Annotated in this window: 10 protein-coding genes; 6 read left to right on the top strand and 4 right to left on the bottom strand. The window is 69.1% G+C overall.

The features are described from left to right. Positions 1-59: 59 nt before the first annotated feature. Entirely contained in the window at positions 60-848 is a 789-nt protein-coding gene (locus tag FGD71_RS18680; RefSeq protein WP_119101573.1) for an SLATT domain-containing protein, read from the bottom strand. 256 nt (positions 849-1,104) lie between these two features. Here FGD71_RS18680 and FGD71_RS18675 point away from each other — a divergent pair, with 256 nt between their 5' ends. The 3 genes from FGD71_RS18675 (at position 1,105) to FGD71_RS18665 (ending at position 2,932) form a co-directional block, all read left to right on the top strand. After that, positions 1,105-1,449, top strand: coding sequence for a YbaB/EbfC family nucleoid-associated protein (locus FGD71_RS18675; RefSeq protein ID WP_119101572.1), 345 nt, complete (start codon positions 1,105-1,107; stop codon positions 1,447-1,449). Positions 1,450-1,619: 170 nt separating this feature from the next. Beyond that, positions 1,620-2,219, top strand: coding sequence for a recombination mediator RecR (gene recR / locus FGD71_RS18670; protein ID WP_119101571.1), 600 nt, complete (start codon positions 1,620-1,622; stop codon positions 2,217-2,219). 53 nt (positions 2,220-2,272) lie between these two features. Continuing rightward, positions 2,273-2,932: a DUF5063 domain-containing protein gene (locus FGD71_RS18665; RefSeq protein ID WP_119101570.1), complete on the top strand. Its 660-nt coding sequence runs from the start codon at positions 2,273-2,275 to the stop codon at positions 2,930-2,932. A gap of 22 nt (positions 2,933-2,954) precedes the next feature. Here FGD71_RS18665 and FGD71_RS18660 read toward each other — a convergent pair whose 3' ends face one another. After that, complete coding sequence (locus tag FGD71_RS18660; RefSeq protein WP_276147147.1) at positions 2,955-3,662, bottom strand: sulfite exporter TauE/SafE family protein; 708 nt, start codon at positions 3,660-3,662, stop codon at positions 2,955-2,957. 295 nt (positions 3,663-3,957) lie between these two features. On the opposite strand from FGD71_RS18660, the gene FGD71_RS18655 reads away from it, so the two are divergent. Further along, positions 3,958-4,464: an SgcJ/EcaC family oxidoreductase gene (locus FGD71_RS18655; RefSeq protein WP_119101568.1), complete on the top strand. Its 507-nt coding sequence runs from the start codon at positions 3,958-3,960 to the stop codon at positions 4,462-4,464. A 50-nt stretch (positions 4,465-4,514) separates the two neighbouring features. Here FGD71_RS18655 and FGD71_RS18650 read toward each other — a convergent pair whose 3' ends face one another. Further along, positions 4,515-5,903: a sensor histidine kinase gene (locus FGD71_RS18650; protein ID WP_119101567.1), complete on the bottom strand. Its 1,389-nt coding sequence runs from the start codon at positions 5,901-5,903 to the stop codon at positions 4,515-4,517. Beyond that, a complete protein-coding gene (locus FGD71_RS18645) occupies positions 5,900-6,631 on the bottom strand; it encodes a response regulator transcription factor (RefSeq protein WP_181359230.1) in 732 nt (243 codons plus the stop codon). The genes FGD71_RS18650 and FGD71_RS18645 overlap by 4 nt, the downstream gene beginning before the upstream one ends. Positions 6,632-6,910: 279 nt before the next feature. Here FGD71_RS18645 and FGD71_RS18640 point away from each other — a divergent pair, with 279 nt between their 5' ends. Together FGD71_RS18640 and FGD71_RS18635 are read left to right on the top strand one after the other, a co-directional pair. Continuing rightward, on the top strand, positions 6,911-8,188 hold the full coding sequence (locus FGD71_RS18640) for an aspartate kinase (protein ID WP_119101565.1): 1,278 nt from the start codon (positions 6,911-6,913) through the stop codon (positions 8,186-8,188). Next, positions 8,185-9,237 (top strand): aspartate-semialdehyde dehydrogenase, encoded by a 1,053-nt coding sequence (locus FGD71_RS18635; protein WP_119101564.1) that lies wholly within the window; start codon positions 8,185-8,187, stop codon positions 9,235-9,237. Before FGD71_RS18640 ends, FGD71_RS18635 begins: the two co-directional genes overlap by 4 nt. Positions 9,238-9,408 lie beyond the last annotated feature (171 nt).

The following is a 9,408-nucleotide window of genomic DNA, read 5'->3' as shown; positions in this document are numbered from 1 at the left end:
GGGGCGGAGCCCCCAGGTTGAGGATGGGACGGGTAGGGGCGGCGGGGGCGAAAAAAACGTCACCGAGGCTCAGGCGGCCGCTGCCGAGGCATGTTCGGCCGCGCCCCCGGCGGCAACGGCGTCCGCCCAGGCGGCGCCGCCTCCGCCCGCGGCCCCCCACCCCCCGCCGACTGAAGGGCCAACTGCGCGGACCTGGTCCGAAACTCGACCATCCACTCCGCCGTCTCCGCCCGCACCAGCTCCGTCACATCCTCCGAGAACCGCCGCAACACCCCAAGACACCGCTCGGCAGCCTCCCCGGCCGTCCCCTCCGTAGGCCCGAGAACCTCCCGCACACACTCCGAGGCCCAGTCGAACTGAAGCGTCTGCAGCCGCCGCTGTACGGCCTGAGCCGTGGCCACATCCCGCATCCAGCCCGACGTGACCCCGAAGAAACGGTCCACCCCGACACAGGCCACCCCGAGCAGCAGCCCCAGATACCCCCAGGGCGCGACCCCGCCCACCACCCCGGTGAGGTCGAGCAACGGAAGCGCGGCCCCGACGGCCGTACCCACGGTCGCCCCGGCCCGCAGCACCCGTGCCGCCCGCCGCTTCCAGACCCGGTCGCCGAGATACCAGGCCACCGTGGACAGTGCCCCCGACTCCACCCACCGGTACAGCTCGTGGAGCCGCTCGGCCGGCTCACCCCAGTCGCCGTGCGGAAAGGGCCGCCCCATCAGGTCGCCCGGGCCACCGTCACTCGGACTGTCTCTCCGGCCGTCACCCCGACTGTCTCTCCGGCCGTCACCCCGACTGTCACCTCGACCGTCCTGGGCCGACCCTTCGGGCTGCATCTCCGGCTGGCTCACCGACGCTCCTAATCGTGACGTTGCGTGACGGTATCCTGGCTCAGGGTGCTGACGCGCCCCACTCTTACTACCTCTCAATGGGTGGCGGCGGCCCTGGTTTCAGGGCTTTTCCGCTCGGATGTGGGCCGTGGTCAGGTATAGAACAACGCCCCACCTCACTCGAAAGAGTGGTGGGGCGACGGCGCTGTGGACCACGTAGGCTCGTGCCGAGGCGGGAAAACCCCGTCCAGACAGCCGTACGAACCAGGAGCTGATCGTGATTCCCGGTGGTGGCCAGCCCAATATGCAGCAGCTGCTCCAGCAGGCCCAGAAAATGCAGGAGGACCTGGCGAACGCGCAGGAAGAACTTGCGCGGACCGAGGTCGACGGCCAGGCGGGCGGCGGCCTGGTGAAGGCGACTGTGACCGGCTCCGGCGAACTGCGTGCTCTGAAGATCGATCCGAAGGCCGTCGATCCCGAGGACACCGAAACCCTCGCCGACCTCGTCGTCGCGGCGGTCCAGGCGGCGAACGAGAACGCGCAGGCCCTCCAGCAGCAGAAGCTCGGCCCGCTGGCCCAGGGGCTGGGCGGCGGCAGCGGTATCCCCGGCCTGCCGTTCTGATGGCGGCGGCGCCGGAGCCAGGGGCTTCGTCCCTCTGAATCGTCCGACCCGACCCGGCGTTCCCTTCTGAGTTCCCTTCTAAGAAGGCCGGGGGCCAACTACCGTACGTACCAAGAAAGCAAGCACGATCACGGTACGTACCGAGAGAGTGTGAACAGGAAGGCAATCCGTTGTACGAAGGCGTGGTCCAGGACCTCATCGACGAGTTGGGGCGGTTGCCCGGCGTCGGTCCCAAGAGCGCGCAGCGGATCGCCTTCCACATCCTGCAGGCCGAGCCGACCGACGTCCGTCGGCTCGCGCAGGCCCTGATGGAGGTCAAGGCCAAGGTCCGCTTCTGTGCCATGTGTGGAAACGTGGCGCAGGAGGAGCTGTGCAACATCTGCCGCGACAAGCGTCGCGATCCCGCGGTGATCTGCGTGGTGGAGGAGCCGAAGGACGTGGTCGCGATCGAGCGGACGCGTGAGTTCCGGGGCCGCTACCACGTCCTCGGCGGCGCGATCAGCCCGATCGAGGGCGTCGGCCCCGACGACCTGCGGATCAGAGAACTGCTGGCCCGCCTCGCGGACGGTACCGTCACGGAACTGATCCTGGCCACGGACCCGAATCTGGAGGGCGAGGCCACGGCCACGTATCTTGCTCGCATGATCAAACCCATGGGCCTCAAGGTGACGCGCCTGGCCAGTGGACTGCCGGTCGGCGGTGACCTCGAGTACGCCGACGAGGTCACCCTGGGCCGTGCCTTCGAAGGAAGGCGGCTGCTGGATGTCTGAACGCACTCCCGTGGATGTTCCCGAGGTACCTCACGAGGAAGGTCGGCTTCTAGATGTCTGACCCCACGCTGCACGCGACCGCTCAAGACCCTGGTGACTTCGCGGTCCAGATCGCGGACCAGGTCGAGAGCTTCCTCGTCGCCGTCACCGAGGTGGCCAAGGGCGACGAGCCGGACTCGGCCGTCCCCTTCCTGCTCCTGGAGGTCTCCCAGCTGATGCTGGCGGGCGGACGCCTGGGCGCCCACGAGGACATCGTCCCCGACGAACGGTACGAGCCGGACCTGGGCCCGGAGCCGGACGTGGACGAACTCCGCGAACGCCTGGCCCGCCTCCTGGACCCGATCGACGTCTACTCCGAGGTCTTCGACCCCTACGAGACCAGCAAGGGCCGGGTCCCCGCCCGTATCTCCGACGACCTGGCCGACGTCATCACCGACCTCCGCCACGGCATGGCCCACTACCGCGCGGGCCGCACCACCGAGGCCCTCTGGTGGTGGCAGTTCTCGTACTTCTCCAACTGGGGCTCCACCGCCTCGGCCACCCTCCGCGCCCTCCAGTCCCTGGTGGCCCATGTCAGGCTGAACCAGCCCCTGGAGGAGCTGAACGGCCTCGACACCGACCAGGACCTCAGCGAGGACGCCCTGGAGGAGGAGGCCGGCCAGGTCATGGCAGAGGAGATCGCGGGACCACTGGGACTGCGGACGGCCCAGTAGTCCCTGGTGCCCCGGCTTCGAGTCAAGCCAGCCCGGCCACCCCTTTCCCCAGCGTGATCGACCCCCCGGCCAGGGCGAGCAGCAGGACGAGGAGGCGGGCTCGTTTCTCCGGTACGTGTTCGGCGAGTGTCCTGCCGATCAGGGCGCCCGCGGCGAGCGCCGCCGAGGCGAGTGCCCAGAGGGGTGGGGACAGTCGCGGCACACCGTTGGACGCCACGGAGACGGCGTTGACGATGACGCTGTAGAACTGGGCGTTGGGGACGAACTCCCGTACCGACCAACCCGCGTTGAGGGCGTAGAGGGACACAGGGGGCCCGCCCACACCCGCCGCCGAGTTCATGAATCCTCCGGCGCCGCCCGCGACGACCGCCCCTCCGCCGCCGCGCAGAGCGGCCACGCGGGCGCCGCACATCACGAGCAGCACCGCCACGGTGACCAGCACGCCCATGCAGGCCAGCAGCGCGGGCTCGCACAACCGCCGGGCGACCCACGTCCCGGCCGGCACGGTGCACACGGCCGCGACGCACAGCGGGACCATGGCCTTGAGCCGCACCCTCCGCCAGCCGTTGGCCAGACCGACGACGCTGATGGCCCCCGCGGCGCAGTTGGCCAGGACGACACCTTCGGCGGGGCCGAGCACCAGCACGAGCGCGGGCACGGCGACGAGGGCGAAACCCATCCCGGTGAGCCACTGCACGCACCCGCCGAGCAGCACGATCCCCGCCAGCAGTGCGGTCCCTGCCAAGCCGCCCGTCACTGCCGCCCGCCCCCCGTCACCGCCATCGCCCGCGTCCGCGTCCGCGTCCGACACATGAGGCTCCCCTACCGGACCAGGGGCGTCCAGGGAGGTCCGGGCGCCGAGTCCGAAGCGTGATCGCACCATCGCCGAGCGTGAATTGGAGCGGCCTTGTACACCCCCTGTACGTCCGCTGCACCGCCCCTAACCAGCGTGAAGCGAGGCTGGAGTCACTTCCACCGCACAGGACGCGGAGGGAGCAACTCACCACGCTGACACTGGAGTTGCGATGACCCGCAAGACCCGCATACGCGCCGCTCTCGTCACCGCTGCTGCCGTGGCCACCACCGCCACGGTGACCGTCGGTGTCGGTATGGCCGACCAGAACGCCAAGGCCGAGTCCGCCAAGCCCACCAAGGCGCAGGTCGCCGCACTCTTCGACGGCTGGAACAGCGCCCTGCAGACCGGCGACGCGGAGAAGGTCGCCGACCTGTACGCGAGAGACGCCGTCCTCCTGCCCACCGTGTCCAACAAGGTGCGCAGCGACCGAGCCGGCATCGTCGACTACTTCCAGCACTTCCTGGAGAACAAGCCGGTCGGCAAGAAGGTCCAGACGATCGTCAACGTCCTCGACGGCAACTCCGCCATCGACGCCGGTGTGTACGAGTTCACGCTCACCGACCACGAGACCGGAGAGAAGCGCAAGGTCAAGGCCCGCTACACGTACGAGTACGAGAAGCGCGGCGGCGAGTGGCTGATCGTCAACCACCACTCGTCGGCGATGCCCGAGGGCTGATCGGCAGCCGGCCCCCGTCGTGCCGGGGCCGAGCCCGCCGGGCGGCTCCGTCAGTGCCCGCCCTGCGGCGCCGCCCGGAGGCTGATCGTCACGCACAGCCCGCCGCCGGGCGCGTCGCGCAGGGCCACGGTGCCGCCGTCGTCCGACACCAGTTGTCTGACGACGGCGAGCCCGAGGCCGGAGCCGGTGCGCCCGGTGAGCCCCTGACCGCGCCAGAAGCGGTCGAAGGCGCGGGACTTCTCGGCTTCCGACATGCCGGGCCCCATGTCCAGCACCGACAGCACCACCTGGTCGTCCTGGGGTCGCACCCTGACGGTGATCGTTCCGCCGTCCGGTGAGACCTCCAGGGCGTTGGAGAGCACGTTGTCCAGGACCTGGTCCAAATGACCGGGACTGGCCAGCACAAACAGCCGGCCGTCGACAACCCCCCTGAGCGTGATGGTGACGCCACGCTCGTCGGCGGCCGGCCTCCACACCGAGAAGCGTTCTTCGAGGACCTCCCTGAGCGGGAGCGGCTCCGCGGCCGTCACCTTGGCCTCGGCGCGGGCCAGTACCAGCAGGTCGTTGACGAGGCGGCTCATCCGGACGACTTCCGCGGTGGCCTGCTCGACGTCCTCCTTGACGAACTCGTCGTCCACGCCGTCCGCGATGTTGTCCAGCGACAACCGCAGGGCCGTGAGAGGAGTGCGGAGCTGGTGGGACGCGTCCGCCACGAAGATGCGCTGCGCGGACATCAGGGTGTCGAGGCGTTCGGCGCCCTGGTTGAGCGTGCGCGCCAGGGTCTGGGTCTCCTTGGGGCCCGTCACGGGGGAACGGGCCGTCAGGTCGCCGTCGCTGAACTTGCTCGCCATGTCGTTGAGCTGGCGCAGGGGGCGGGTCAGGCGGCGGGCCGCCCCGACACCGATCACGGCCGCCACGGCCAGCACGAGCACCGCGAGGATCGCCCGGAAGCCCCAGATACTCCACAGGCGGCTGGTCATGTCCCCGGTCGAGTACACGATCCGTACGGCGCCGACGACCGGTCCCTTGTCGTCCTTGCCGTCCGCCGCACGCTGGTGCGCGGGAACGGTGATCACCAGGTTCGGCCCCCAGATGAAGGGGGAGCCCCAGTCGGTCGTGGGCTTGCCCTTCTCCAGGGCCTTGGTCAGGGCGGCGTCCCGGTTCGGCGGCGTCAGGGATGTCACACAGCCGTCGGTGGCGGTCAGCTGGACCTCCCCGGGCGTCTTCTTGCCGTACGCCCTCGCCATCTCCCGCAGGGCCTGGCACGAGGAGTCGTTCTCGGTGCCCAGCAGCAACGCCATGGTGTTGGCCTCGCGCTCGACGGACAGTTCGGTGTCACCCCGCAGCTGGTCGGTGAGCGTGAAGGCCACCGGCACGGTGAACAGGGCGACGGCGACGGCGACGAGCAGGACGTAGCTGCGGACGAGCTGACGGATCATGAGGTGTTGCCGCCGCTGTCGCCGTCACCCTTGCCGCCGTTCTCGATGACGACGAGCCGGAAGCCGACCCCGCGTACCGCCTCGATGGCGATCACGTCGGCCAACTTCCGCCGCAGCGCCGCCACATGGACGTCCAGCGTCTTCGTCGGCCCGAACCAGTTCGCGTCCCAGACCGCTTCCATGATCTGCTCGCGCGACATCAGCGCGCCCGGCTCCTCGGTGAGGAAGGAGAGGAGGTCGTACTCCTTGGGGGTGAGGGCCACCTCTTCACCGTCCAGGCGTACGCGGGCCGCCTTGCGGTCGATGGTCAGGCGGGACCCGTAGCGGTCGGGGCCGCCGCCCGTGCCCGCCGGTGTCGCCGCCGCATCCGTACGCGGCTGTATGCGTCGCATCACGGCGCGTATCCGTGCGATGACCTCCCGCACGCCGAACGGCTTCGAGACGTAGTCGTCGGCGCCGAGCTCCAGGCCCACCACCCGGTCCGTCTCGTCACTGCGCGCGCTGATCACGATGATCGGCACATCACCGCGCTCGCGCAGTGCCTTGCAGACGTCGAGGCCGTCGGTGTCGGGCAGTCCGAGGTCGAGGAGTACGACGTCGTACGCGTCCTCGTGGGCCAGCGCCGCCCCGCCCGTGGTGACCCACGCCACCTCGAAGCTGTATCGCATCAGGCCACGCCGGAGCGACTGGGCGACCGGCTCGTCGTCTTCCACCAGGAGTACGCGCACAGGCGGAACCCTAGTACTTGAAGATTGTCGCTTCGGAGGGCCGGGTGTGACTCGGCGCACTTTGCGAGTGGGTCGTTGCTCAGAGGGCATGTGCGGTCATGGAGCGGCCGGACGCACCGGGCCGGAAGGAGGCTCGGTGAAGGGCCGGAGGATCAAGAGGATCGAGTCGTGAGCGGGACATCTCACGATGCGATATGACTCGGGTGGAATTCGGCCGCTCGTTAGACTGAGCCGACCGCAGTTGTGCGGTACGAGACGGATTGAGCGAGGAGCGCTTTCGTGGGCCTTGTCGTGCAGAAGTACGGAGGCTCCTCCGTAGCCGATGCCGAGGGCATCAAGCGTGTCGCCAAGCGCATCGTCGACGCCAAGAAGAACGGCCACCAAGTGGTCGTCGTGGTGTCGGCGATGGGTGACACGACGGATGAGTTGATCGATCTCGCCGAGCAGGTATCACCGATCCCTGCCGGGCGTGAGTTCGACATGCTGCTGACCGCCGGAGAGCGGATCTCCATGGCGCTGCTGGCGATGGCGATCAAAAACCTGGGCCACGAGGCCCAGAGCTTCACCGGCAGCCAGGCAGGCGTGATCACCGACTCGGTGCACAACAAAGCGCGGATCATCGATGTCACGCCGGGCCGGATCCGGACATCGGTCGACGAGGGCAACATCGCCATCGTCGCCGGTTTCCAGGGCGTCAGCCAGGACAAGAAGGACATCACCACCCTGGGGCGTGGCGGTTCCGACACCACGGCGGTCGCGCTGGCCGCGGCCCTCGACGCCGACGTCTGCGAGATCTACACGGATGTCGACGGTGTCTTCACCGCCGACCCCCGCGTGGTGAAGAAGGCCCGGAAGATCGACTGGATCTCCTTCGAGGACATGCTGGAGCTCGCCAGCTCCGGCTCCAAGGTGCTGCTCCACCGCTGTGTGGAGTACGCCCGCCGCTACAACATCCCGATCCACGTGCGCTCGTCCTTCTCGGGGCTGCAGGGCACCTGGGTCAGCAACGAGCCGATTCAGCAAGGGGACCAGAAGGTGGAGCAGGCCATCATCTCCGGTGTCGCTCACGACACCTCCGAGGCCAAGATCACGGTCGTCGGCGTCCCGGACAAGCCGGGCGAAGCCGCCGTCATCTTCCGCGCCATCGCCAATGCCGAGATCAACATCGACATGGTCGTGCAGAACGTGTCCGCCGCCTCCACTGGTCTGACGGACATCTCGTTCACGCTCCCGAAGACCGAGGGCCGCAAGGCCATCGACGCGCTGGAGAAGGCGAAGACGGCGATCGGCTTCGAGTCGCTGCGTTACGACGACCAGATCGGCAAGATCTCGCTGGTCGGCGCGGGCATGAAGACCAACCCCGGCGTCACGGCGGGCTTCTTCGAGGCGCTGTCCGACGCGGGCGTGAACATCGAGCTGATCTCGACCTCCGAGATCCGCATCTCCGTGGTCACCCGCGCCGACGACGTCAACGAAGCCGTCCGCGCCGTGCACAGCGCCTTCGGGCTCGACTCCGACAGCGACGAGGCCGTTGTCTACGGAGGCACCGGGCGATGACCGGACGACCGACGCTCGCGGTCGTGGGAGCGACCGGAGCCGTCGGCACGGTCATGCTCCAGATCCTGTCCCAGCGCGCGGACATCTGGGGCGAGATCCGCCTGATCGCCTCGCCGCGCTCGGCCGGCCGCAAGCTGGCCCTGCGCGGCGAGGAGGTCGAGGTCGTGCCCCTGACCGAGGCCGCCTTCGACGGCGTGGACGTCGCCATGTTCGACGTGCCGGACGAAGTGGCCGAGCGGTGGGCACCGATCGCCGCGTCCAAGGGCGTGGTCGTGATCGACAACTCCGGAGTCTTCCGGATGGACCCCGAAGTGCCGCTGGTCGTGCCGGAGGTCAATCCGCACACCGCCCGCGTCCGGCCGCGCGGCATCGTCTCCAACCCCAACTGCACCACTCTCTCCATGATCGTGGCCCTGGGCGCGTTGCACGCCGAGTTCGGGCTGCGCGAGCTGGTGGTGTCCTCGTACCAGGCGGTGAGCGGGGCCGGGCGCCGGGGCGTGGAGACCTTGCGGCAGCAGCTGTCGCTGGTCGCGGGTACGGAGCTGGGGACCACCCCCGGTGACGTACGCCGGGCCGTGGGGGACAACACCGGGCCGTTCCCGGAGCCGGTGGCGCTCAATGTGGTGCCGTGGGCCGGGACTCCGCGGGAGGACGGCTGGTCCTCGGAGGAGATGAAGGTGCGGGACGAGTCCCGCAAGATCCTCGGGCTGCCGGACCTGCGGGTCGCCGTCACCTGCGTCCGCGTGCCCGTCGTCACCACGCACTCGCTGACCGTCCATGCCCGCTTCGAACGTGAGGTCACCGTCGACCGGGCCCGCGAGATCCTCGCCACGGCGCCCGGGGTCGTGCTCGTCGACGATCCGGCCGCGGGGGAGTTCCCGACGCCGGTCGACGTGGTGGGCACGGATCCCACCTGGGTCGGGCGCGTACGGCGGGCGCTCGACGATCCGACGGCGCTCGAACTCTTCGTGTGCGGGGACAACCTGCGCAAGGGTGCCGCGCTGAACACGGCGCAGATCGCGGAGTTGGTGGCGGAGGAGTTCGCGTAGCCGCCGGGTGTGAAAACGGTCCTTTCTGAGGCGATGTGGGCCGGAAGGGGGAAATTTTCTGGCCCCGATCTGAATCGTTTGTAGGATCTGTGTGAGTTCTGTGGTCCGATCGCAGGTCCGGACCACTTGAATCGACGCCTCTGACGTTCGACGATTTTGCTCCCCGTTCTC

The organism is Streptomyces sporangiiformans (assembly GCF_005768555.2).
Lineage (GTDB): Bacteria > Actinomycetota > Actinomycetes > Streptomycetales > Streptomycetaceae > Streptomyces > Streptomyces sporangiiformans.
This window is presented reverse-complemented; position numbering and strand designations above follow the sequence as displayed.